The 22,761-nt window shown below is 71.8% G+C and carries 21 protein-coding genes; 15 read left to right on the top strand and 6 right to left on the bottom strand.

The features are described from left to right. The 3 genes from OIE69_RS13130 (at position 1) to OIE69_RS13120 (ending at position 1,877) form a co-directional block, all read left to right on the top strand. Complete coding sequence (locus OIE69_RS13130; RefSeq protein WP_326572165.1) at positions 1 to 717, top strand: hypothetical protein; 717 nt, start codon at positions 1 to 3, stop codon at positions 715 to 717. A gap of 4 nt (positions 718 to 721) precedes the next feature. Continuing rightward, positions 722 to 1,234 (top strand): hypothetical protein, encoded by a 513-nt coding sequence (locus tag OIE69_RS13125; RefSeq protein ID WP_326572164.1) that lies wholly within the window; start codon positions 722 to 724, stop codon positions 1,232 to 1,234. Positions 1,235 to 1,502: 268 nt separating this feature from the next. Continuing rightward, entirely contained in the window at positions 1,503 to 1,877 is a 375-nt protein-coding gene (locus OIE69_RS13120) for a hypothetical protein (RefSeq protein ID WP_326572163.1), read from the top strand. Between the two features lie 46 nt (positions 1,878 to 1,923). Here OIE69_RS13120 and OIE69_RS13115 read toward each other — a convergent pair whose 3' ends face one another. Further along, positions 1,924 to 2,619, bottom strand: coding sequence for an alpha/beta fold hydrolase (locus OIE69_RS13115; protein WP_326572162.1), 696 nt, complete (start codon positions 2,617 to 2,619; stop codon positions 1,924 to 1,926). Between the two features lie 18 nt (positions 2,620 to 2,637). Beyond that, positions 2,638 to 3,042 (bottom strand): SRPBCC family protein, encoded by a 405-nt coding sequence (locus tag OIE69_RS13110; protein WP_326572161.1) that lies wholly within the window; start codon positions 3,040 to 3,042, stop codon positions 2,638 to 2,640. A gap of 135 nt (positions 3,043 to 3,177) precedes the next feature. On the opposite strand from OIE69_RS13110, the gene OIE69_RS13105 reads away from it, so the two are divergent. Next, entirely contained in the window at positions 3,178 to 3,684 is a 507-nt protein-coding gene (locus OIE69_RS13105; protein WP_326572160.1) for a GNAT family N-acetyltransferase, read from the top strand. Between the two features lie 60 nt (positions 3,685 to 3,744). After that, positions 3,745 to 4,125 (top strand): VOC family protein, encoded by a 381-nt coding sequence (locus tag OIE69_RS13100; protein ID WP_326572159.1) that lies wholly within the window; start codon positions 3,745 to 3,747, stop codon positions 4,123 to 4,125. 15 nt (positions 4,126 to 4,140) lie between these two features. Here the strand turns inward: OIE69_RS13100 and OIE69_RS13095 are convergent, their stop codons facing one another. Then, a complete protein-coding gene (locus OIE69_RS13095) occupies positions 4,141 to 4,650 on the bottom strand; it encodes a cupin domain-containing protein (protein ID WP_326572158.1) in 510 nt (169 codons plus the stop codon). A 276-nt stretch (positions 4,651 to 4,926) separates the two neighbouring features. Between OIE69_RS13095 and OIE69_RS13090 the strand changes: the two genes are divergently transcribed. Next, positions 4,927 to 5,349, top strand: a complete 423-nt coding sequence (locus OIE69_RS13090) for a hypothetical protein (RefSeq protein WP_326572157.1) — start codon at positions 4,927 to 4,929, stop codon at positions 5,347 to 5,349. Between the two features lie 82 nt (positions 5,350 to 5,431). On the opposite strand, the gene eccCa is transcribed toward OIE69_RS13090, so the two are convergent. Beyond that, positions 5,432 to 9,382: a type VII secretion protein EccCa gene (eccCa, locus tag OIE69_RS13085; RefSeq protein WP_326572156.1), complete on the bottom strand. Its 3,951-nt coding sequence runs from the start codon at positions 9,380 to 9,382 to the stop codon at positions 5,432 to 5,434. 294 nt (positions 9,383 to 9,676) lie between these two features. On the opposite strand from eccCa, the gene eccD reads away from it, so the two are divergent. The 6 genes from eccD (at position 9,677) to OIE69_RS13055 (ending at position 16,826) form a co-directional block, all read left to right on the top strand. Further along, the gene (eccD, locus tag OIE69_RS13080; RefSeq protein WP_326572155.1) at positions 9,677 to 11,146 is read left to right on the top strand and encodes a type VII secretion integral membrane protein EccD; all 1,470 of its coding nucleotides are present in this window, start codon (positions 9,677 to 9,679) and stop codon (positions 11,144 to 11,146) included. A 204-nt stretch (positions 11,147 to 11,350) separates the two neighbouring features. Further along, positions 11,351 to 11,638 (top strand): 30S ribosomal protein S15, encoded by a 288-nt coding sequence (gene rpsO, locus OIE69_RS13075; protein WP_018562610.1) that lies wholly within the window; start codon positions 11,351 to 11,353, stop codon positions 11,636 to 11,638. Positions 11,639 to 11,929: 291 nt separating this feature from the next. Beyond that, positions 11,930 to 14,155, top strand: a complete 2,226-nt coding sequence (locus OIE69_RS13070; RefSeq protein ID WP_326572154.1) for a polyribonucleotide nucleotidyltransferase — start codon at positions 11,930 to 11,932, stop codon at positions 14,153 to 14,155. Then, complete coding sequence (locus tag OIE69_RS13065) at positions 14,152 to 15,528, top strand: M16 family metallopeptidase (RefSeq protein WP_326572153.1); 1,377 nt, start codon at positions 14,152 to 14,154, stop codon at positions 15,526 to 15,528. The genes OIE69_RS13070 and OIE69_RS13065 overlap by 4 nt, the downstream gene beginning before the upstream one ends. A 51-nt stretch (positions 15,529 to 15,579) precedes the next feature. Continuing rightward, a complete protein-coding gene (gene dapB / locus OIE69_RS13060; protein WP_326572152.1) occupies positions 15,580 to 16,332 on the top strand; it encodes a 4-hydroxy-tetrahydrodipicolinate reductase in 753 nt (250 codons plus the stop codon). Between the two features lie 41 nt (positions 16,333 to 16,373). Continuing rightward, positions 16,374 to 16,826, top strand: coding sequence for a tetratricopeptide repeat protein (locus OIE69_RS13055; RefSeq protein ID WP_326572151.1), 453 nt, complete (start codon positions 16,374 to 16,376; stop codon positions 16,824 to 16,826). A gap of 18 nt (positions 16,827 to 16,844) precedes the next feature. Here the strand turns inward: OIE69_RS13055 and argB are convergent, their stop codons facing one another. Both argB and OIE69_RS13045 read right to left on the bottom strand, forming a co-directional pair. Then, complete coding sequence (argB, locus tag OIE69_RS13050; protein ID WP_392567497.1) at positions 16,845 to 17,729, bottom strand: acetylglutamate kinase; 885 nt, start codon at positions 17,727 to 17,729, stop codon at positions 16,845 to 16,847. A 350-nt stretch (positions 17,730 to 18,079) separates the two neighbouring features. Beyond that, positions 18,080 to 18,628, bottom strand: coding sequence for a hypothetical protein (locus OIE69_RS13045; protein WP_326572150.1), 549 nt, complete (start codon positions 18,626 to 18,628; stop codon positions 18,080 to 18,082). A gap of 167 nt (positions 18,629 to 18,795) precedes the next feature. On the opposite strand from OIE69_RS13045, the gene thyX reads away from it, so the two are divergent. From thyX to OIE69_RS13030, 3 genes are all read left to right on the top strand, one after another. Beyond that, entirely contained in the window at positions 18,796 to 19,533 is a 738-nt protein-coding gene (gene thyX / locus OIE69_RS13040; RefSeq protein ID WP_326572149.1) for an FAD-dependent thymidylate synthase, read from the top strand. A gap of 168 nt (positions 19,534 to 19,701) precedes the next feature. Continuing rightward, complete coding sequence (gene dapA, locus OIE69_RS13035; protein ID WP_326572148.1) at positions 19,702 to 20,601, top strand: 4-hydroxy-tetrahydrodipicolinate synthase; 900 nt, start codon at positions 19,702 to 19,704, stop codon at positions 20,599 to 20,601. Between the two features lie 123 nt (positions 20,602 to 20,724). Then, positions 20,725 to 22,410, top strand: a complete 1,686-nt coding sequence (locus OIE69_RS13030; protein ID WP_326572147.1) for a ribonuclease J — start codon at positions 20,725 to 20,727, stop codon at positions 22,408 to 22,410. Positions 22,411 to 22,761 lie beyond the last annotated feature (351 nt).

Here is a 22,761-nt window from a genome sequence, read left to right as displayed (position 1 = left end):
ATGACGGAGACGATGACGGGGACCGGCGCCGAGGAGGGCGCACCGGCCTCCGTGCAGTGGCGGATCCCGCAGGAGTTCCACTCCCTCGGGCTGGAGTTGGCGCCCGCGGAACGCGATCGGTACCTCGACACGATGGCTGCCGACATCTGGGCCGCGGGCACCGGCTACCAGCGCGAGACCGTGGCGTACTGGTACAAGCGGATCGCCGAGGCGGCCGCCGACGACGGCACGCTCGAGGCGGCCTTCTGCCTGCTGCGCACGGCGGACGACCGGGTGACGACGGCGACGCTGTCGGTCATCGCGGAGCCGATCGAGCGCACCGCGGACGTGCGCACGGTGGTCGCCGGCCTCGTCGAGGCCCTGTCCGACGACCCGGCCAACGAGGTCCTGGAGGTCAACACCTCGGGCGGACCCGGGGTACTCGTCCTGTCCGGCCTGCAGATGACGGCGCGCGGCGGCGGGGACGGCACGGGCGGTTCCGTTACATTGGACCTCGCCCAGGCGAGCGCCTACCTTCCGTGCCTCCCGGTCTCCCAGCTGGTCGTGCTGACGCTCACCACACCGATGATCCAGGACTTCCCCGACTACGTCGGTGTCCTGGCCGCCGTGGCGGACAGCGTCGAGGTGAGCATGGGAACCCGACCGCCGGGCCTGCCCCGGCAGGAGCCCGCCGGCGGCCATCCGAGCACGCTCAGCGTGCGCGACGTGTTTGGGTGATGTGATGTCGACACCTCTGCTGCCACACGACCGTCCCGCCGTCCGGCGCAGGAACAGGCTCGGGCTGCTGCTGCAGTTCGTCCTGCAGTGGTTCTGGCTCCCGGTGTGGGCCGCCCTCGCGGCGGCGCTCGGGGTGCTGGCCGCCCTGGCGTCGGCCGGGCTCAACCCGCCGCTGAAGTGGCTCAACCCCTGGCTCGGCGCGCTCACCTGGCCCCGCCTGCGGATCGAGTGGGCCTGGGACGCCGCAGCCTGGGACGCGTACGCCACCGAGAAGATCCACGGCCGTATCGACCGGGCCGAGGGGAGTCCGGCGGCGTACAAGTCCGGGACCGCGGCGGACGGCGGCCTCGAACTCGCGGTCACCGTCCCCGCCCGGTTGTTCCGCGGTGCGGGCCAGGAGCGAGCCACGGCGATCGCCGCGGCGCGCGGCTGGTCGGCCGAGGCGAAGGGCACCGGGCGGGAGCAGTGGAGTCCCGGCGCCCTGCGGCTGACCAAGACCGTCCGTCCCGCCGCATGAGCGCGCTCTCCTTCTCGGTCCTGCCGCCTTCCGAGGGCGAGCGCCGTCAGGCGGCCTACCCGCTGCAGAAGGTCATCCGCGCGCGGCGGGGAGGCGACCCCGTCTACGTCGGACGGGGCGTGCCCCCCGGGGCCGGGACGCGGCGGCGGCCGGGGCAGGCGGCGGCGCGCGGCCGCGTTTCAGCCTCTACCGTGACCTGGCCGGGCGGGAGCCGCTGGGCCTCGTCGTGCGTCCGCCGTCGGGGCAGCCGTCCGGCGGGCGGCTGAGCGTGCTCGGTCCCGGAGGCGAGGAACTGGGCGAACTGTGTACGCCGGCGAAGCGGGCTCGGTGGCGCCCGCGCTGGGAGATCAGGCCGGCCGGTGGAGATGCGCTCACCGGGCGGGGCGGGACGGTGACCTCCTGGGCGGTGTTCGTGCTGCTGTCGCCCCTGTGGCTCGTGCTCAACCTGTTCTGGGCCGTCGGCGGCAGCGGCGACTCCGCGTGGTCGCTGCCCGTCCGGACGGCCTGGCGGCACGGGCCCGGGAGGCCCGCGTCGCTGAAGTACCACGGCTTGTCGGCGCGGTACGTGCTCCGCACCGGGAGCCTGGACGCGCGGCTGGCCTACGCGCAGGCGGTCGTCCACCAGGCGCGCGGGTCGTCGTGACGGGGCGGCCGCGGTGCAGGCTGCCGCGACCGCCCCGTGCGGAGGTTCAGCCGGGCAGATAGCCCACCAGCAGGTCCGCCAGCCCGTCCGGGTCGGCGAGCGCCACCAGGTGCCCGCCCGGCAGGACGTCGGCCTCGACGCCGAGCCGCTCCCGGGCCACGCGCCGCTGGAAGGCGGCGGGGAACAGCCGGTCGTCGCGGCCCACGACGACGCGGGTGGGCACGTCGGGCCAGGCCGGCAGCGGGAAGGGCAGGCCGAAGGGGGTGTCCGACTGCGGGTTCCCCTGGGCCAGGGCCTCTTCCGCCACGTGCCCCGGGAGGTCGTGGAAGAACGTCACGAGGGGGTCGAACTCCCCGTCCGCCGGCCGCCCCTCGGCGAGGTCGAGGGCGCGCCGGGCCTCGGGCTGGCCCGTGGCGGCCCACCATTCCCCGGCGGTCTCACCGGGGGCCGGGACCATCGCGTTGACCAGGACGAGCAGCACGAGCCGGTCCCCGAGCCGTTCGCAGGCGAGGGGCGCGCTGAAGCCGGCCATCGACTGGGCGACCAGCACCAGCGGCGCGCGGTCGCCCGCGGCGGCGACGACCGCGTCCGCGTACTCCCGCAGCCCCGCGCGGTCGTCCCCGGTGGGGAGGTCCACCGCGACCGCGGCGTGGCCGCGGCGGCGCAGCTCCGGTACGAGGAGGTGCCAGTACCAGGTGCCGCCGCCCGCCCCCGGGACCAGGACGAAGGTCGTCCGCGTCACGTTCGCCCACCTATCCCGTCAGGACTTCGCCAGGACGGAGGCGAAGCTGTCCAGGATGTGGTTGGCGCCGGCCTCGGCCGTGGCGCAGTGCTCCTCGGGGACACCGGGCTGGCGGTAGACGACCTCGGTCCGGTCACCGCGGTCGGTGAAGGCGGCGTCCATGACCACCTCGGGCGCGCCCGGGACGTCCATCGTCCACACCAGCCGCTTGTGCAGCTCCACCTCGCGGTACACCCCGCTCAGCGGCATCTCGCCCTGCGGCGTGGTGATGGTGGCGCGCCAGGCCCCGCCGGGGCGGACGTCGCTGGCGACGGTGGGCAGCGGGGCGCCGAACCACTGGGCGAAGTACTCCGGCTCGGTCCACACCTTCCACACCTTGGCGAGCGGCGCGTCGAAGACCCGGGTAATGGTGATGTCGTTCATGGTGCTGCCTTTCTGGTCGAGCCGGGCCACCGCGGAACGGCTCCGGTGATAGGACCGGGCGGCCCGGTGAAACTCATCGGTGGCGGTGTCCGACCCGTGTGGTGTGATCGGCAGGAGCGACGAGGGGAGCGGAAGATGGGCGCGCGGGTACGGATCGAGCCGTGGGCGGAGGGCGACCTCGAGCTGCTCCGGCGGGCGAACGCGCCCGCGATGATGCGCCACCTCGGCGGCCCCGAGACCGAGGAGCAGCTGCTCGTCCGCCACGAGCGGTATCTGACGAGCGGGAGCGAGGGCGGCGGGATGTTCAGCATCGTGCTGCTGCCCGAGGGGGTGCCCGCCGGGAGCATCGGCTACTGGGAGAAGTCCTGGCGGGGCGGCACGGTGTACGAGACCGGCTGGGGCGTCCTGCCCGAGTTCCAGGGGCGCGGTGTCGCCGCTGCCGCCGGGGAGGCCGTCATCGCCCGGGCGGCGGCCGAGAAGGGCCCGCGCTTCCTGCACGCCTTCCCCAAGGTCGACAACCACCCCTCGAACGTGATCTGCCGCAAGCTCGGCTTCACGCTGGTGGAGGAGTGCGACTTCGAGTACCCGCCGGGGCACCCCATCCGCTGCAACGACTGGCGCCTGGAGCTGTACGTGCCGTGACGCCGGTCCCGGACCCCGGCAGGCCCGTTCCCGCACGACGGCGGCTGCCAGAATCGACCCATGCTGACCCTCGGGACGATCGTGCTCGGAGTGACGGACGTGCGGCGCGCCGCGGCCTTCTGGGGCGCCGCCCTCGGATACGTGCCCCGCGACGGCGAGGTGGAGGCGCAGGACGACTGGGCGGTGCTGGTGCCCGCCGCGGGAGCGGCGGGCCCGGGCATCGCGCTCGGAACCAGCACGACCCCGGTGCAGGAACACCCCCGGGTCCACCTGGACCTGTACGCGGACGACGCCGCCGAACAGGCGGCGGAGGTGGAGCGGCTGGTCGCCCTGGGCGCCGGCCGGGTCGACTGGGACCGCTATCCGCCGGACCCGGACTTCGTCGTCCTGGCCGACACCGAGGGCAACCGCTTCTGCGTCATCGACAAGAGCTTCGGCTGACCGCCGGCGCGACCGTCACAGCGGTTCCGGCCCGACCTCCGGCGGCTCCACGAAGAAGATGTCGTGACGCAGCAGGAACTCCCGGAACTCCGCACCCCCGCGCTGCGCCAGCTCGCCGGCCCGCTCGAAGTACTCCTCCCGGGGCGCGCCGGGCGCGAAGAGCAGCAGCATCGACGCCGGCTCGTCGGAGTCGTTCTGGAAGGCGTGCAGCCCCCCGGCCGGTACGTGGAGGAAGTCCCCGGGGCGGGCGGTGATCCAGCGCTCCCCGTCGAAGAGCTGCACCGCCCCGGACAGGACGAAGAAGGACTCCGAGATCGACCGGTGGAAGTGGGTGCTGGGGCCGGGGGAGCCCGGGCCCATGTCGATCCGGTACAGGCCGAAGTCGCCGCCCGTCGACGCGTGCGTGGCCAGGTAGTGGGTGCGGTTGCCCGAGGGAGCGAGCACGTCCGCACCGGTGTCGGCGGCGCGGAACAGCGCGCTGACCTCGCCCTGTTCTCCGAGGTAGCGGGGCTCGGGGTAGGACATGATCGCTCGTCGTCTCCTTCGGCGTCGGTCAGACAGACCGTGCCACATCCGATCGGGGAACTCCGGCCAGCGCTCCGGGAAGTACGGCCGAAAGGTTGACGAAGCGTGTCCGCGCCGCCGGAGCCCCCGCCCCTGTCCGTGCCCGTGCCCGTGCCCGTGCCCGTGCCCCCGCCCCCGCCCCCGCCCGTGCCCGTGCCCGTGGTCGGGGCGTCCGGCTGATGGCACGATGGCATGCACACATTCGTCACGACACTCTCGACCGGGGGAACGCAGCCGATGAGCAAGGAGATCAGCGACAGGGACCTGATGGACGTCGCCGACGACCCCGCACAGGCCCGCCGACTGCACAAGGCGCTCAGGACACTCGCCGACAATCCCCAAGTCGACGGCACGCTCAAGGAGATGGCGCGGGAGGTGCTCTCCGGCCGCCTCGGCATGCGTGAGGCACTGGGCTCCGGCGCCTACCTCGGCGCGCTCGGCGACCGCATGGCCGAGCTGAAGCGCGCCGACGAGCGGCTGACGCCCGAGGAGCGGGCGGCGCAGGAGGAGCGCGCCCGGCGCTGGTTCGAGCAGCGGTCCGACGAGGAGGCGGAGGAGGCCCGGGAGGAAGGGACGGCCGGCGGCGACCGCCCGGCCGCCGTGCGGCGCGACCCCCGCGATGTTCCGCCCGCCTACCGGCCGCCGTCCCCGCGGGACTGAGGCCGGGGCCGCGAGCACGGCGGGGGCGGGCCGTCCGGCCCGCCCCCGCTCGCGTGTCCCGGCGCCGCGCGCCGTGACGGGATCAGCTCTCCGGCAGGAAGCCGGTCTGGACCAGCTGGTTGCCGCGGCGCCGCGTGATGAACTGCGCGCGGCCCGGAGGCAGCCTGGACGCCTTGACGTTGCCGAAGATCGGGCCCTCGGCCGGATCGCCGGACAGCAGCACGCCGGTCGCGCCCAGCTCCTTGACGCGGGTCAGGAACGGCTCGAAGGACGACCGCGAAGCGCCCGAGGTGCTGCGCGACAGCACGATGCGCAGGCCCAGGTCACGGGCGAACGGCAGGTACTCCATGAGCACCTGCATCGGGTTGCCCATCGAGGTGGCGACCAGGTCGTAGTCGTCCACGAAGACCCAGGCGTCGGGCTCGCTGTACCAGCTGCGGTTGCGCAACTGCTCGGGCGTGACGTCCGGGCCGGGCATCCGGCGGCTCATGGAACCGGCCAGCGACTCCATGACCTCCTGCAGCTGCGGACCGGAGGCGCAGTACTTGTACATGTGGCTCTCCGGGACCTGGCCGAGCAGCGCCCGGCGGAAGTCGGCGACCACGAACAGCGCCTTGCCGGACTCGTAGCGCTCGCTGACCTGCCTGGCGAGGAGCCGCAGCAGCGAGGACTTGCCGGACTCGCTCTCGCCGTAGATGACGAACAGCGGGTCCGTCTCGAAGTCCACGAACACCGGCGACAGAGTGAGCTCGTCCACACCGATCGCGATGCCGCGGTCGGAGAAGTCGCCGCCCCCGGGCAGCTCGGTCGACGGCAGCATCGTCGGCAGCATCCGCACCTTCGGCGCGGTGGGGCCCGGCCAGTTGGCGTTGACCGAGGCCACGAACTGCGCCATGCCGTCGGAGAGGTCCTCCACACCGGAGGAGGCGTCGACGCGGGGCAGCGCCGCCAGGTAGTCCAGCTTCTCGGGGGACAGCCCGCGGCCCGGCTTGCCGACCGGCACGTTCTCGGCGCGCCTGCGGTCGAACTCGGACTCCATCGGGTCGCCGAGCCGCAGCTCCAGCCGGCTGAGGACCTGGTCGCGCAGCGCGGGCCGGATCTCGGTGTAACGGGTGGCGGTGATCACCAGGTGGATGCCGAAGCCCAGACCGCGGGTGGCGATGTCGTTGACGACCGGGTCGAGCATCTCGTAGTCGGTCTTGAAGGTGCTCCAGCCGTCGATGACCAGGAACACGTCGCCCCACGGCTGGTCGGGGAAGTGCCCCGAGGCCCGGCGGGAGCGGAAGGTGTTCATCGAGTCGATGACGTTGGTGCGGAAGAACTCCTCACGGGCGTTCAGGATGCCGTGCACCTCGGCCACCGTGCGGCGGACCTTCTCCGCGTCCAGGCGCGAGGCGACCCCGCCGACGTGCGCCAGCCCGTCCAGGGCCAGCATGCCGCCGCCGCCGAAGTCCAGCGCGTAGAACTGCACTTCCTTCGGGGTGTGGGTGAGCGCGAAGGACGCGATCAGGGTGCGGACCAGCGTCGACTTGCCGGACTGCGGGCCGCCGACGATCAGCGCGTGACCGCCGGAGCTCGACAGGTCCGCGTACATGACGTCACGGCGCTGCTCGAAGGGCTTGTCGACCAGACCGACCGGCACCTGCAGCTTGCCGGTGGCGGTGTAGCCCTCCGCGTGCAGACCCCGCTCGGCGCTCACCGTCAGCGGCGGCAGCACCTGGTCGACGCTGAACGGCTCCTCCAGCGGCGGCAGCCACACCTGGTGGGCGGGCGGCCCCTGGCCCTCCAGCCGGCCGACGACGACGTCGAGCACGGTGTCGGCCAGCGCGTCGTCCACCTGCCCGCTCCGCTGCTGCGGCTCCGGCGCGGTGACGATGCGCACGGGCACGGGCGAGGCCGTGAACAGCACGGGGGAGCGGTCGATGCGCGCCCCGCTCGCCGTGCGGGTGCCCGGCGCCCGGTAGGTGCCGGACACGTACGCGGCCTTGAACTGCACCATGGTGTCGGTGCCGTACTTCAGGATGCCCGCGCCGGGGACGTTGGGCAGGTGGTAGGCGTCGGGCACGCCGATCGCGGTGCGGGACTCGGCGGCGGAGAAGGTCCGCAGACCGATGCGGTACGACAGGAAGGTGTCCAGCCCGCGCAGCTTGCCCTCCTCCAGGCGCTGCGAGGCCAGCAGCATGTGCACACCCAGCGACCGGCCGATGCGGCCGATCTGGATGAACATCTCGATGAAGTCCGGCTTGGCGGCGAGCAGTTCGGAGAACTCGTCGATGATCAGGACCAGCGAGGGCAGCGGGTCGAGCGCCGCACCCGCCGCGCGGGCCTTCTCGTAGTCGGTGATGTTGGCGTAGTTGCCGGCCTGCCGCAGCAGCTCCTGGCGGCGGGTCAGCTCACCGGTGATGGAGTCGCGCATGCGGTCCACCAGGGTGAGTTCGTCGGCCAGGTTGGTGATGACCGCCGACACGTGCGGCATCGTGCCCATGCCGGTGAAGGTCGCGCCGCCCTTGAAGTCGGCGAGCACGAAGTTGAGGGTCTCCGAGGAGTGCGTCACGGCCAGGCCCAGCACCAGCGTCCGCAGCAGCTCGGACTTGCCGGAACCGGTGGCGCCGACGCACAGGCCGTGCGGGCCCATGCCCTCCTGCGAGGCCTCCTTGACGTCCAGCATGACGGGCTCGCCGGTCTCGCCCAGGCCGATGGGCACCCGCAGCCGCTCGTGGAGGGTCCGCGGCCGCCAGGTCCGCGCCACGTCCACCGACGCCGCGTCCCCGATGCCCATCAGGTCGGTGAAGTCCAGGTTCGCCAGCAGCGGTTCGTCGGCGTCCGCGGCACCCAGCCGCAGGGGCGCGAGCTGCCGCGCCAGCGACTCCGCCTGCACCGGGGACAGCACGTCGGGTACGCCGGTGAAGGTGCCGGCCCCGGCCTCCAGGTACAGCTGGTCGCGCCACACCTGGATCGACAGCGAGCCGCGCGCCTCGTCCAGCTCGCCGGGGACGACCTCCAGGATCGTGACGCCCTGCAGACCCTCGGCGGACGCGATCACCGAGTCCGCCGGCACGCCGCCGCCGTCCAGCACGATCACCACGTGCGGCTGGTCCAGCACCGGCTGGCCCTCGCGGTTGAAGCGCGGCCGGCCCTCCAGCTCGTCCGCCAGCAGATCCTCGACCTCGCCCAGGTCACCGCATATCAGACGGCGCGAGCCCGCCCCGTCGTGCTCCTTGTGCTGTGCGTGGGGCAGCCACTTGACCCACTCCCACTCCGGCTGGGCGCCGGGCGCCGCCACGACGGCGACGACCAGGTCCTCCGGCGAGTGCAGGGAGCACAGCTGGCCCACGATGGAGCGGGTCTGCCCGTAGACGGTGTCCGGGTCCCCGGAGACGGTCACGTGGTAGAAGGAACGCAGTCCCACCGCCAGCGGCAGGTTGTCCAGCGAACCGTGCGCCGCGATGAACTGCTGCATCGAGTGCGCGGTCAGCGGCTCGAGTTCGTCCACCGGGGCGGTCTCCGGCGCCACCAGTGGCGTCGACAACTGCTGCGGGCCGAGGCCCACCCGCACCTGCGCGAAGTCCGGATCGGTGAACCGGCGTTCCCACACGCGCGAGGACTCGGCGACCAGCGCCCACAGCTGTTCGGGCGCGGGATGCAGGTAATACTGCGCGTCGCGCTGCTTGCGGGCGGTCTTGCGCACCCCGCGGCGCACCTGCGCCAGATACTTCAGGTAGTCCCGGCGGGCCTCCGCCATCTGCCCCGACGGCCCCTTGCGGGCGCGTACGATCTGGGCCACCACCATCGCCACGGTGGAGCCCAGCATGAGCACGCCCATGACCTTCATGAACCCGCCGGAGGTCCCCGACCCCGTGGGCAGGAAGAAGAACGCCGCCGAGGAACCCATGCCGAGCATCGGCAGCAGGTTCATCAGCAGGCCCTGGTCCTCCCCGCGCGGCAGTTCGGGCGGGGCTTCGAGCCGTACCTCCTCATTCGGCACCTCCGGCGGGTAAACCCGCGGCGGGCGCTTGATGACGACCACGCTCACCGATGCACCAGTCCTTCACGCGAATCGCAGTTTCGGGCCGCCCCCGTGGTGACGGTCCCCCGTATGACACGTCCCGGTCGCGCTGCGCCGCGCGCGGGGCGGGCATCGGACCACAGGCAGGTGGCGATCCTACTGGGCATGACAGTTCAAAGGCACTGGGACGGGTGAGGGACAAGGGACTTGGGGTACCCGGTAGGGTGACGGATCGCGAAGCGCGGACGGGGGTCCGACCCTGGACGGCCGCGCGGACCCCACCCCAACACACCCATCACCGGACGAGGGGGACCACTCCAGGTGAGCACGATCTCAGCGACGGGATTCTGCAGAGTCACGGTGGCGGCGCCGAACAGCCGGATCGATGTGGCACTCCCGGAGGACGTACCGCTCTCCGACATCCATCCGGAGATACTGCGCCTGTCGGGCCAGACGCCCGACGAAGCCGCCCCCACCGGCTACAACTTGGTCCGCCGAGACGGTCGCGTCCTCGACGGCACCCTGTCCCTGGCCGAACAGCGCGTCCACGACGGCGAGTTGCTGCTTCTGCGTCCGTTCGCGGACTCACTGCCGCCCGCCGTGTTCGACGACGTCGTCGACGCCGTCGCCGCGGCGGTCGAGACCGACCGGCGCAGCTGGAACGACGGCCTCATGCGCGGCGTGGGCCTGACCGCCGGCGTCATCCTGCTGGCCCTGATGGCCTTCGTGCTCTGGTTCTCCGAGCCGGTCAAGCACGACATGCACGGCCTGTCCGGCATCCTCGCCGGCGCCGCGGGCCTGGTGCTCGTGGCGCTCGCCTCGGTGCGCGCCCGCGTGTACGACGACCGCCACTCGGCCGTCGCCCTCGGCCTCGCCTCCCTGCCGCTGCTGCTCGTCGCCGGCTCCGGGATCATGGGCGTCGACGGGAACGAGGGACCGGGCCGGCTGCACTTCCTCATCGGCTGCGTCGTCGTGCTCATCGCCGCGGTGCTCCTCGTGCTGATGCTGCCGCAGGGGGACGCGCCGTTCGTCGCGGCCTCCTTCACCGCCGGCGTCGGCACCGTGGCCACCTTCGTGGCGATCCTCACCGACGCCGCGCCGCGCGAGGCCGCCGCCGTCACCGCCGTCGTCATGATCGCCGTCATCGGCTTCCTGCCCGGCTGGTCCGCCCGCTTCGCCCGCCTGCCCATCGGCTTCCGCTCGCCCGACCAGGTCCAGGCCCGGCACCGCGGCGACGGCGACCGGCAGGGCGAGGAGGAGCCGGTCGACTTCGACCGGATCACCAACCAGGCCCGTCGCGGCCACGAGCTGCTGCTCGGTCTGGTCGGCGGCTGCGCCGCCGCGATCGTCGGCTCCGCCGGCGTCGTGCTCGGCTTCTCCGACAGCTCATGGGCGCAGCTGCTCGCCCTCGCCATGGGCCTGGCGACCCTGATGCGCGCCCGGCTGTTCCGCTACACCTCGCAGGTCGTGACGCTGATGGTGGCCGGTGTGATCACCGTCGGGCTGCTGATCATCGGTCTCGCCCTCAACCTGCCGACCGACGTCCTCACCGACCTGCTGCGCGGCAACCACTCCTCGCTCGACATCCGCACCGTGTGGCTGTCCGCGGCGGTCGCCCTGGGTGCGGCGCTCCTGGTCGCGATCGCCCTCGTCGTCCCGAGCAAGGGCGTCACCCCCTTCTGGGGCCGGATGCTCGACCTCGCGGAGGCGACCGTGCTGCTCTCCCTCATCCCGCTCGCCCTCGCGGTCCTCGACCTCTACGCCGAGGCCCGCGGCATGACCAGCGGCTGAACGACGGCGGCCGGGCCGGAAGGCCCGCAGCCGCCGGCGGCCCCCGCCACCCCGGCCCCGGACATCGCACCGGGCCCGGGGTGGTACTCTGTGTAACCGATGCGTCCGCCCATGCGCGGCGCGTCATGCCTTCCGGGTCAACGAAGCTTCTCCTGTGACGCAGACCAGGGGCGCTCGGAGGCACCGACACCACAAGGAGACCGTATGTCGCTCGACGTCGCGACGAAGAAGCAGATCATCGCCGAGTTCGGCACCAAGGAGGGCGACACCGGCTCCCCCGAGGTCCAGGTCGCGCTGCTCTCGCGCCGCATCTCGGACCTGACCGAGCACCTCAAGACCCACAAGCACGACCACCACTCCCGTCGTGGTCTGCTGATCCTGGTCGGCCAGCGCCGCCGCCTGCTGCAGTACCTGGCCAAGAAGGACATCCAGCGCTTCCGTGCGCTGGTCGACCGCCTCGGCATCCGCCGCGGTGCGGCCGGCGCCCGCTGAGACGCCGTAGAGGGAGCGGTTCCCAGCCGGGGGCCGCTCCCTTTGCGTACGTACGGGGCCGCGCTGGGCGCGAGACCGGGGCCGAGACTTTGTAGTCTGGTCCCATACACAACGCCATAGAGCATGCGGAGGGAGCGTCCTCCTAGCGCCACCAGAGCCGGTCCTCGGTAGTGGCCCCCGGGCAGCACGTACGTCCCGGTGGCTTCGATCGAAGACCGGCCCGGCGGGACGCCCCTCCACCGACGGTTCCCGGGAAGACGCCCGGGGGCACGAAAGAGGAGAATTCCCATAGTGGAGAACGAGACCCACTACGCCGAGGCCGTGATCGACAACGGCAGCTTCGGCACCCGCACGATCCGCTTCGAGACGGGCCGCCTGGCCCGTCAGGCCGCCGGCTCGGCCGTGGCCTACCTGGACGACGACACCATGGTGCTGTCGGCCACCACCGCCTCGAAGCACCCGAAGGACCAGCTCGACTTCTTCCCGCTGACGGTGGACGTCGAGGAGCGCATGTACGCGGCCGGGCGGATCCCCGGTTCCTTCTTCCGCCGCGAGGGCCGCCCCTCCGAGGACGCGATCCTCACCTGCCGCCTGATCGACCGCCCGCTGCGCCCGTCCTTCAAGAAGGGCCTGCGCAACGAGATCCAGGTCGTGGCGACGGTCATGGCGCTCAACCCCGACCACCTCTACGACGTGGTCGCCATCAACGCCGCCTCCTGCTCCACGCAGCTCGCCGGCCTGCCCTTCTCCGGCCCGGTCGGCGGCGTGCGCGTCGCGCTGATCCGCGGCCAGTGGGTCGCCTTCCCGACCCACAGCGAGCTGGAGGAGGCCGTCTTCGACATGGTCGTGGCCGGCCGCACCCTCGAGGACGGCGACGTCGCGATCATGATGGTCGAGGCCGAGGCCACCGACAAGACGATCAAGCTCGTCGAGGGCGGCGCCGAGGCGCCGACCGAGGAGATCGTCGCGGCGGGCCTGGAGGCCTCCAAGCCCTTCATCAAGGTGCTGTGCAAGGCGCAGGCCGACCTCGCCGCGAAGGCCGCCAAGGAGACCGCCGAGTTCCCGATCTTCCTGGACTACCAGGACGACGTGTTCGAGGCGCTGGCGTCCTCGGTCGCCGACGAGCTGAAGCAGGCGCTGACCATCGCCGGCAAGCAGGCCCGCGAGGCCGAGCTGGACCGCGTCAAGGGTCTCGCCGCCGAGAAGCTGCTGCCGCAGTTCGAGGGCCGCGAGAAGGAGATCTCCGCGGCGTACCGGTCGCTGACCAAGAAGCTGGTCCGCGAGCGCGTCATCAAGGACAAGGTCCGCATCGACGGCCGCGGCGTCACCGACATCCGCACCCTGGCCGCCGAGGTCGAGGCGATCCCGCGCGTGCACGGCTCGGCGCTGTTCGAGCGCGGCGAGACCCAGATCCTGGGCGTCACCACGCTGAACATGCTGCGCATGGAGCAGCAGCTGGACACGCTGGCGCCCGAGACGCGCAAGCGCTACATGCACAACTACAACTTCCCGCCGTACTCCGTCGGCGAGACCGGCCGCGTGGGCTCCCCCAAGCGCCGTGAGATCGGCCACGGCGCGCTGGCCGAGCGGGCGATCCTCCCGGTCCTGCCGGCCCGCGAGGACTTCCCGTACGCCATCCGCCAGGTCTCCGAGGCGCTGGGCTCCAACGGCTCCACCTCCATGGGCTCGGTCTGCGCCTCCACCATGTCGCTGCTGAACGCCGGTGTGCCGCTGAAGGCCCCCGTCGCCGGCATCGCCATGGGCCTGATCTCCCAGGAGATCGACGGCGAGACCCACTACGTCACCCTCACCGACATCCTCGGTGCGGAGGACGCCTTCGGCGACATGGACTTCAAGGTCGCCGGCACCAAGCAGTTCGTCACCGCGCTGCAGCTGGACACCAAGCTCGACGGCATCCCGGCGTCGGTCCTGGCCGCGGCCCTCAAGCAGGCCCGCGACGCCCGTCTGCACATCCTCGACGTGATGATGGAGGCGATCGACACTCCGGACGAGATGTCGCCGAACGCCCCGCGCATCATCACGGTCAAGATCCCGGTGGACAAGATCGGTGAGGTCATCGGCCCCAAGGGCAAGATGATCAACCAGATCCAGGAGGACACCGGCGCCGAGATCACCATCGAGGACGACGGCACGATCTACATCGGTGCCGCCGACGGCCCCTCCGCCGAGGCCGCCCGCACCGTGATCAACGGCATCGCCAACCCGACGATGCCCGAGGTCGGCGAGCGGTACCTGGGCACGGTCGTGAAGACCACCACCTTCGGTGCCTTCGTCTCCCTGCTCCCGGGCAAGGACGGCCTGCTGCACATCTCGCAGATCCGCAAGCTGGCCGGCGGCAAGCGCGTCGAGAACGTCGAGGACGTGCTCGCCGTGGGCTCCAAGGTCCAGGTCGAGATCGCCGAGATCGACCAGCGCGGCAAGCTCTCGCTGATCCCGGTCATCGAGGGCGAAGAGACCGCGGCCGACGACAAGGCCGAGGACGAGTCCGAGAAGTGACCACCCGCTCCACTCGTGTGACGGCCCGCCCCACCACCAAGGGGCGGGCCGTCCGCACGCAGACCCTGCTTCCCGGCACCGACGGCATCGGCACGGTGCGGCGCAGCGTGCTCCCCGGCGGCCTGCGCGTGGTCACCGAGACCCTGCCGACGGTGCGCTCCGCGACCTTCGGCATCTGGGTCGGCGTCGGCTCACGCGACGAGACCCCGATCCTGAACGGCGCCACGCACTACCTGGAGCACCTGCTCTTCAAGGGCACCGCGCGGCGCAGCGCGCTGGAGATCTCCTCGGCCATCGACGCCGTCGGCGGCGAGATGAACGCCTTCACGGCCAAGGAGTACACGTGCTACTACGCGCGTGTCCTCGACACCGACCTGCCGCTCGCCATCGACGTGGTCAGCGACATGCTGACCGGCTCCCTGATCCGCCAGGAGGACATCGACGCCGAGCGCGGTGTCGTCCTGGAGGAGATCGCGATGACCGAGGACGACCCCGGTGACCAGGTCCACGACCTGTTCGCCACCGCCATGCTGGGCGACTCCCCGCTCGGCCGACCCGTCCTCGGCACCGTCGACACCATCAACGCCCTCACCCGCGACCAGGTCGCCCGCTTCTACCGGAAGCACTACGACCCGACGCGGCTGGTCGTCGCCGCCGCGGGCAACATCGACCACGCCACCGTCGTCCGCCAGGTCCGGAAGGCCTTCGAGGACGCCGGCGCCCTCCGCGACGCGGACGCCGTACCCCGCCCGCCACGCGGCGGCGCCCGCACGATACGCGGCCAGGGCCGGGTGGAACTCCTGGAGCGCCGCACCGAGCAGGCCCATGTCGTGCTCGGCATGCCGGGGTTGTCCCGGCACGACGACCGGCGCTGGGCGCTGGGCGTGCTCAACACCGCCCTCGGCGGAGGGATGAGTTCCCGGCTGTTCCAGGAGGTCCGCGAGAAGCGCGGACTCGCCTACAGCGTCTACTCGTACACCTCGTCCTTCGCGGACTCCGGGCTGTTCGGCGTGTACGCCGGCTGCCAGCCGCGCCGCGTCCACGAGGTTCTCAAGATCTGCCGCGAGGAACTGGACCAGGTCGCCGAGCACGGGCTGAGCGACGAGGAACTGCACCGTGCCATCGGCCAGTTCTCCGGCTCGACCGTGCTCAGCCTGGAGGACACCGGCGCGCTGATGAACCGGATCGGCAAGAGCGAGCTCTGCTGGGGCGAGCAGATGTCGGTGGACGCCACACTGGAGAGGATCGCCGCGGTCACGCCCGACGAGGTGCGCGCGGTCGCCCGCGACGTCCTGGGACAGCGTCCCTCGCTGGCCGTCATAGGCCCGCTGAAGGACCGGCAGGCCGCCCGGCTGCACGAGTCCGTCGCCTGAGCCCTGAGCCGTACCGACCGTCTCGAACGTCTGGACCGGAGGACTGGAACGATGAGCAAGATCCGCGTGGGTGTGATCGGGGCCCGTGGCCGCATGGGCGCCGAGGCGGTCAAGGCCGTCGAGGCCGCGGACGGCCTGGAGCTGGTGGCGGCGATCGGCCGCGAGGACAAGCTGGAGTCCCTCGCCGAGAACGGGGCCCAGGTCGCCGTCGAACTGACCACCCCGGGTTCGGTGATGGGCAACCTCGACTTCTGCCTGCGGCACGGCATCCACGCCGTCGTCGGTACCACCGGCTGGACCGACGAGCGCCTGGACACCCTGCGCGGCTGGCTCGGCCAGGCCTCGGGCACCGGTGTGCTCATCGCACCGAACTTCGGCATCGGGGCGGTCCTGGCCATGCGCTTCGCCCGCCAGGCGGCCCGCTTCTTCGAGTCCGCGGAGATCGTCGAACTCCACCACCCGGACAAGGTCGACGCGCCCAGTGGCACCGCCGTCCGCACCGCGCAGCTCATCGCCGACGCCCGCCGCGAGGCCGGGCTCGGCGAGCAGCCGGACGCCACGGCGACCGCCCTGGACGGGGCGCGCGGCGCCGACGTCGAGGGCGTGCCCGTGCACGCGGTGCGGCTGCGCGGTCTCGTCGCCCACCAGGAGGTGCTCTTCGGCGACGCCGGCGAGGTCCTCACCATCCGTCACGACTCCATGAACCGCGCCTCCTTCATGCCGGGCGTGCTGCTCGGCGTGCGCAGGGTCGTCTCCACACCGGGGCTCACCTTCGGCCTGGAGCACTTCATGGACCTCGACTGACCGACCGAGAGACGACAGACTGAGAGCCGGGTCCGCCCATCATGCGCGCAAAGATCACCTACTTCGTCCTCGCGGCCGTCCTGGTCGTCTACTTCGTGCTGGCCGGCGCCCGCGGCGTCTGGCTGATCCAGGACGGCCGCCCGGTCACGGTGGTGTTCGGCGCGGCCGTGCTGGTGCTGCCCCTGGTCGGCGTCTGGTTCCTGGTCCGTACAACGCAGTTCGCCCGCAACGCGGACCGGCTGGCCCGGGAACTGGAGGCCGAGGGCGGCCTCCCGGAGGACGAGCTCGTGCGCACCCCGAGCGGGCGGGTCGACCGGGCCTCCGCCGACGCGGTCTTCGCCCGGCGCAAGGCCGAGACGGAGGCCGCGCCGGAGGACTGGCGGGCCTGGTTCCGGCTCGCCGTCGCCTACCACGACGCCCGCGACACCCCGCGGGCGCGCAAGGCCATGCAGCGGGCGATCGCCCTGCGGGGGAAGGCGCCGCTGACCCCCTGAGCGGGGTCCGGTGCGGCCTCAGCCCGGCAGGACGGCCGTCCCGCCCCCGGCCTCGCCGGGGGCGCCGGTCAGCGCGCGCAGCAGGGCGTGCGGGGCGCGGCCGTCCAGTACCCGCGCGGAGCGGACCCCGGCGCGGACCGCGCGCAGGCAGCTCTCCATCTTCGGCACCATGCCGCCCCCGAGGGACGGCAGCACCAGTTCCAGCTCGGTGGCGGTGAGCCGGTCCAGCACCCGCTCCCGGCGCGGCCAGTCCGCGTACACCCCGGGCACGTCGGTCAGCACCACCAGGGCTTCCGCGCCCAGCGCGGCGGCCAGCGCGCCGGCGGCCGCGTCCGCGTTGACGTTGTAGACCTCGCCGTCCGTGCCGCGGCCGAGCGGCGAGACCACCGGGATGTGCCCGTGGTCCAGCAGCATGTCCACCGCGGCCGTGTTGACCTCCGTCACGTCCCCGACCAGGCCGATGTCCATCAGCTCCCCGCCGACCTCGGCGTACCGGCGCACCGCGGTGAGCGTGTGCGCGTCCTCGCCGGTGAGCCCGACGGCGTACGGGCCGTGCTCGTTGAGCAGCCGCACCAGCTCCCGCTGCACCTTACCGGCGAGCACCATCCGCACCACGTCCAGCGTCTCCGGCGTGGTGACGCGCTGACCGCCCAGGAACTGCGCGGGTACGCCCAGCCGGTCGAGCTGCGCGCTGATCTGCGGACCGCCTCCGTGCACCACCACGGCCCGCACCCCGGTCCGCCGCAGCCGCACGACGTCCTCGGCGAAGGAACGCAGCAACGTCCCGTCGGTCATGGCGTGCCCGCCGAACTTCACGACGACGGTGCGGCCCCGCAGCGGTTCCAGCGCGGGCAGCGGCCCGGGGCGGCTGAGGAGCGTGCTCGGTTGGGGCGGTGCGAACAACTGTCGCTCCAGGTCCTCGACGGGCCAAGTCGGCCGGACGCTAACAGCCGCAGGCGAACGCCCGATGACGCCCGTCTGTCGCCCGCGGGGCTCCTGCGGCGCGGCGCCGCGTATACCTCGAAGCGGACCGGCAGGGGCCGGGGAGCGGTCGGGCACGCGACGAGGGACCACCGGTGCGCCGCCGCACGTCGAAGTGGCCCGTTCCGGCGGCCGTCGCGTCGGCCGTCCGCGACCGGTCGGCCACCGTGCGGCGAAGGGGGCACCTCCGCCGGCCTGAAGCCGGCCGGTGTCGGGACCCGTCCCCCGGGGCCGCCGCAGGCGCCCTGAGGGCCCTGGCGGCCCTGGCGGGCCTACTGGCCCAGCTCGGCGGCCCAGCCCTCTATGGCGTCGGCCGCCTGGTCGAAGGCCTCCGTACGGCCCAGGAAGTCCGCGTTGTGGTCGGTGAGCAGCGGCCGCATCAGCTGGCCGTTCGACCGCGTGACGACCAGGGCCTGGCCCTGCACGGTCCGGGGCAGCCCCAGCCACTTCACCGGCTGCTGGGCCGTACGGACGGATCCGACCCGGTTCCAGGGCAGTGTCGTGGTGTACAGGAGCCCCACCTGCCGCAGGCCGCGCGTGCTCACCCAGAACCCCACGCGCAGCAGACGCAGCGCGCAGCCGATCGCCAGCACCGCGGCGCCGATCGTCGTGGCCACGCCGGGCCCGTTGCCCGAAAGCCCCATGATCACCGCTGCGAAGAGCAGGTACGAGGCGAGCATGAGCAGCATCGCCGCCGCGGCGACCCGCCAGGGTCCGGGGCGATAGGGACGGACCCACCCGTCCTCGACCCGGTGCGGAAGGGCGGCGTCCGCGGCGTACTCGTCGTGGCCGCTGTCGGCGGCGAGGAAGGGCAGAGACACATCGGTGAGGCTAGCGGGCCCCGCCGGGACCGGCCAGCAGTGGTCCGCCGGTCGTCTGCCTTGCTCCGCTTTGCGGGGAGTGGGGGCGGTGTCGACGGGTGTCGGGCGATGTCGGAGCGGGCGCATAGGCTGGGCGCCGCCCCAAGCTCCGTGAGGAAGGACGCCCGGTGACCGACACCTCCGCCGACGATTCCGTGCAGTTTCGCGACGACGTGACCGTCGAGCTCATCAAGCACAGCGCCGCCGATTCCGACGTGCTCTGGGCCGCCCGGGTCTCCACGGCCGGCGAGCAGTCGCTGGCGGAGCTGACCAAGGACCCGGAGCGCTCCAAGGGCCTGATCAACTTCCTCATGCGGGACCGCCACGGCAGCCCCTTCGAGCACAACTCGATGACCTTCTTCGTGAGCGCCCCGATCTTCGTCTTCCGCGAGTTCATGCGCCACCGCGTCGGATGGTCCTACAACGAGGAGTCCGGCAGGTACCGCGAGCTGCAGCCGGTCTTCTACGTGCCGTCCACCGAGCGCAAGCTGGTCCAGCAGGGCCGCCCCGGGAAGTACGAGTTCGTGCACGGGTCCCCGGAGCAGCACCAGTCCGTCGTGGACGCCATGGAGGCCTCCTACCGGCAGTCCTACGACGCGTACCAGAAGATGCTGGCGGCCGGCGTCGCCCGCGAGGTCGCCCGGGCCACGCTGCCCGTCGGCCTGTTCTCGTCGATGTACGCCACCTGCAACGCGCGCTCGCTGATGCACTTCCTCGGCCTGCGCACCCAGCACGAACTCGCCAAGGTGCCGTCGTTCCCGCAGCGGGAGATCGAGATGGTCGGGGAGCGGATGGAAGCCGAATGGGCGAAGCTCATGCCGCTCACCCACGCCGCCTTCAACGGCAACGGCCGGATCGCTCCGTAGCAGGTCACCACTCATCCGGAATCTTCCGATTGCCGGGTTTCATGCAATTCGTCTAGTCTTCAGAAACGGATTCCGGTGCTGCTTGAACCCCCGAGCAGGCAGCGCCGGAGTCCTCATCGCAGGTCCCGAGGGGGTATCCCGGCACCGGCACCGAGTAGCGTTGGACTCATGGCTCCGACCTCCACCCCGCAGACCCCCTTCGGGCGGGTCCTGACCGCAATGGTCACGCCGTTCACCGCGGACGGCGCCCTCGACCTCGACGGCGCGCAGCATCTCGCCGCCCACCTCGTCGAGGCAGGCAACGACGGCCTGGTCGTCAACGGCACCACCGGTGAGTCGCCGACCACCAGCGACGTGGAGAAAGAGCAGCTCGTCCGGGCCGTACTGGAGGCGGTCGGCGACCGCGCGTTCGTCGTCGCGGGCGTCGGCACCAACGACACCCACCACACCGTCGAGCTGGCCCGCCAGGCGGAGCGCGCCGGCGCCCACGGCCTGCTCGCGGTCACGCCGTACTACAACAAGCCCCCTCAGGAGGGCCTGTACCGGCACTTCACCGCCGTCGCGGACGCCACCGGCCTGCCGGTGATGCTCTACGACATCCCCGGCCGCAGCGGCGTCCCCATCGAGACCGAGACCCTCGTCCGGCTCGCCGAGCACCCCCGGATCGTCGCCAACAAGGACGCCAAGGGCGACCTCGGCGCCGCGAGCTGGGCCATGAGCCGCAGCGGCCTCGCCTGGTACTCCGGCGACGACATGCTCAACCTGCCGCTGCTCTCCGTCGGCGCCGCCGGCTTCGTCTCCGTCGTGGGACATCTGGTCAGCCCTGAACTGCGGGCCCTCCTCGAGGCGTATCTCTCGGGGGACACCCACAAGGCGACCGAGATCCACCAGAGGCTGCTCCCGGTCTTCACCGGCGTCTTCCGCACCCAGGGCGTCATCACCACCAAGGCCGCCCTGGCCCTGCAGGGGCTCCCCGCCGGCCCGCTCCGGCTCCCGCTCGTGGAGCTCGACGAGGCGGCGACGGCACAGCTGAAGCAGGATCTCGCCGCCGGCGGGGTACAGCTGTAACCAAAGACTTAAGAACTGAATATCGCTCCATGAGGACAACGAAAAAGAACGCACGCTGTCACGCGCGCACGGTGTCCCCGGGCTTCCGCCCGGGGCCTGTGGCGTGCGTGGTGAGGAGAGACTTTGAGCCATCCGCACCCTGAGCTCGGCCCACCCCCCGCGCTGCCCGAAGGCGGTCTGCGCATCACCCCGCTAGGCGGTCTCGGAGAGATCGGCCGCAACATGACGGTCTTCGAGTACGGAGGCCGACTGCTGATCGTCGACTGCGGGGTGCTCTTCCCGGAGGAGGAGCAGCCCGGAGTCGACCTGATCCTCCCGGACTTCACCTCGATCCGCGACCGCCTGGACGACGTCGTCGGCATCGTCCTCACGCACGGCCACGAGGACCACATCGGCGCCGTCCCCTTCCTCCTGCGGGAGAAGGACGACATCCCGCTGATCGGCTCGAAGCTGACCCTCGCCCTCATCGAGGCCAAGCTCGCCGAGCACCGCATCCGCCCCTACACGCTCGAGGTCGCCGAGGGGCAGCGCGAGCGCATCGGGCCCTTCGACTGCGAGTTCATCGCGGTCAACCACTCCATTCCCGACGCCCTCGCGGTCGCCATCCGCACCCCGGCCGGCATGGTCGTGCACACCGGCGACTTCAAGATGGACCAGCTGCCGCTCGACGGCCGGCTCACCGACCTGCACGCCTTCGCGCGGCTGTCGGAGGAGGGCATCGACCTGCTGCTCTCGGACTCCACCAACGCGGAGGTCCCCGGTTTCATCCCGCACGAGCGGGACATCTCGCCGGTGCTCCGCCAGGTCTTCGCCAAGGCCGACAAGCGGATCATCGTGGCCAGCTTCGCCAGCCACGTCCACCGCATCCAGCAAGTCCTGGACGCCGCCCACGAGCGGGGCCGCAAGGTCGCCCTCGTCGGCCGTTCCATGGTCCGCAACATGGGCATCGCCCGTGACCTGGGCTACCTGCGGGTCCCACCGGGCCTCATCGTGGACGTCAAGACGCTCGACGACCTCCCCGACGAGAAGATCGTCCTGGTGTGCACCGGCTCCCAGGGCGAACCCATGGCGGCGCTGTCCCGGATGGCCAACCGTGACCACCAGATCCGCATCGTCGAGGGCGACACCGTCGTCCTCGCCTCGTCGCTCATCCCGGGCAACGAGAACGCGGTCTACCGGGTGATCAACGGCCTCACCCGCTGGGGTGCCAACGTCGTGCACAAGGGCAACGCCAAGGTGCACGTCTCCGGCCACGCCTCCGCCGGCGAGCTGCTGTACTTCTACAACATCTGCAAGCCCCGCAACCTCATGCCGGTCCACGGCGAATGGCGCCACCTGCGCGCCAACGCCGAACTCGGCCGGGCCACCGGTATCCCGAAGGAGCGCTGCGTCCTCGCCGAGGACGGCCTGGTCGTAGACCTCGTCGACGGCGTCGCCAAGGTCACCGGCAAGGTGCAGGCGGGCTATGTGTACGTCGACGGCCTCTCGGTCGGCGACGTCACCGAGTCCTCCCTCAAGGACCGCCGCATCCTCGGCGAGGAGGGCATCGTCTCGGTGTTCATCGTCGTCGACAGCACCACCGGCAAGGTCGTGGGTGGCCCGTTCATCCAGGCCCGTGGCTCCGGCATCGACGACGAGGCCTTCAACGAGGTCCTCCCCAAGATCGAGGAGTCCCTCGCCCGCGCCGCCTCCGACGGCGTCGCCGAGGTCCGTCAGTTGCAGCAGCTCATCCGCCGCGCGATCGGCAAGTGGGTCTCCGACAACTACCGCCGGCGCCCGATGATCCTCCCCGTGGTCGTGGAGGTCTGACGCACCACCAGGAGCGGGGCACCCTCGATTTGCGTCGGGGTGCCCCGCTCCAGTACGTTGGCACAACCCCCGCGACGAGAACGCCACGGAAACGTGCGCCCTCGGAGCGGTTCGGTAAATCCGACGGTAAGCATCTGCTAAAGTCGGGGAGCGCGAAAGCCGAAAGGCGGAAACGCAAAAGCAGGAAATCCCCACCGGCGGGAATCGAGCCCGAAAGGGTCTGATAAAGTCGGGAACGTCGAAAGGTGAAGGCCTGAAGACAAACCCTCTCCAGAGGGTGGCGGAGAAGGAAATCGGATCTGCTAAGCTGGAGATAACGAAGGGAAAGCCCGGAGGGGCCGGTGAAACGGT

Source organism: Actinacidiphila glaucinigra, from assembly GCF_035918135.1.
Classification (GTDB): Bacteria; Actinomycetota; Actinomycetes; order Streptomycetales; family Streptomycetaceae; genus Actinacidiphila; species Actinacidiphila glaucinigra.
This window is presented reverse-complemented; position numbering and strand designations above follow the sequence as displayed.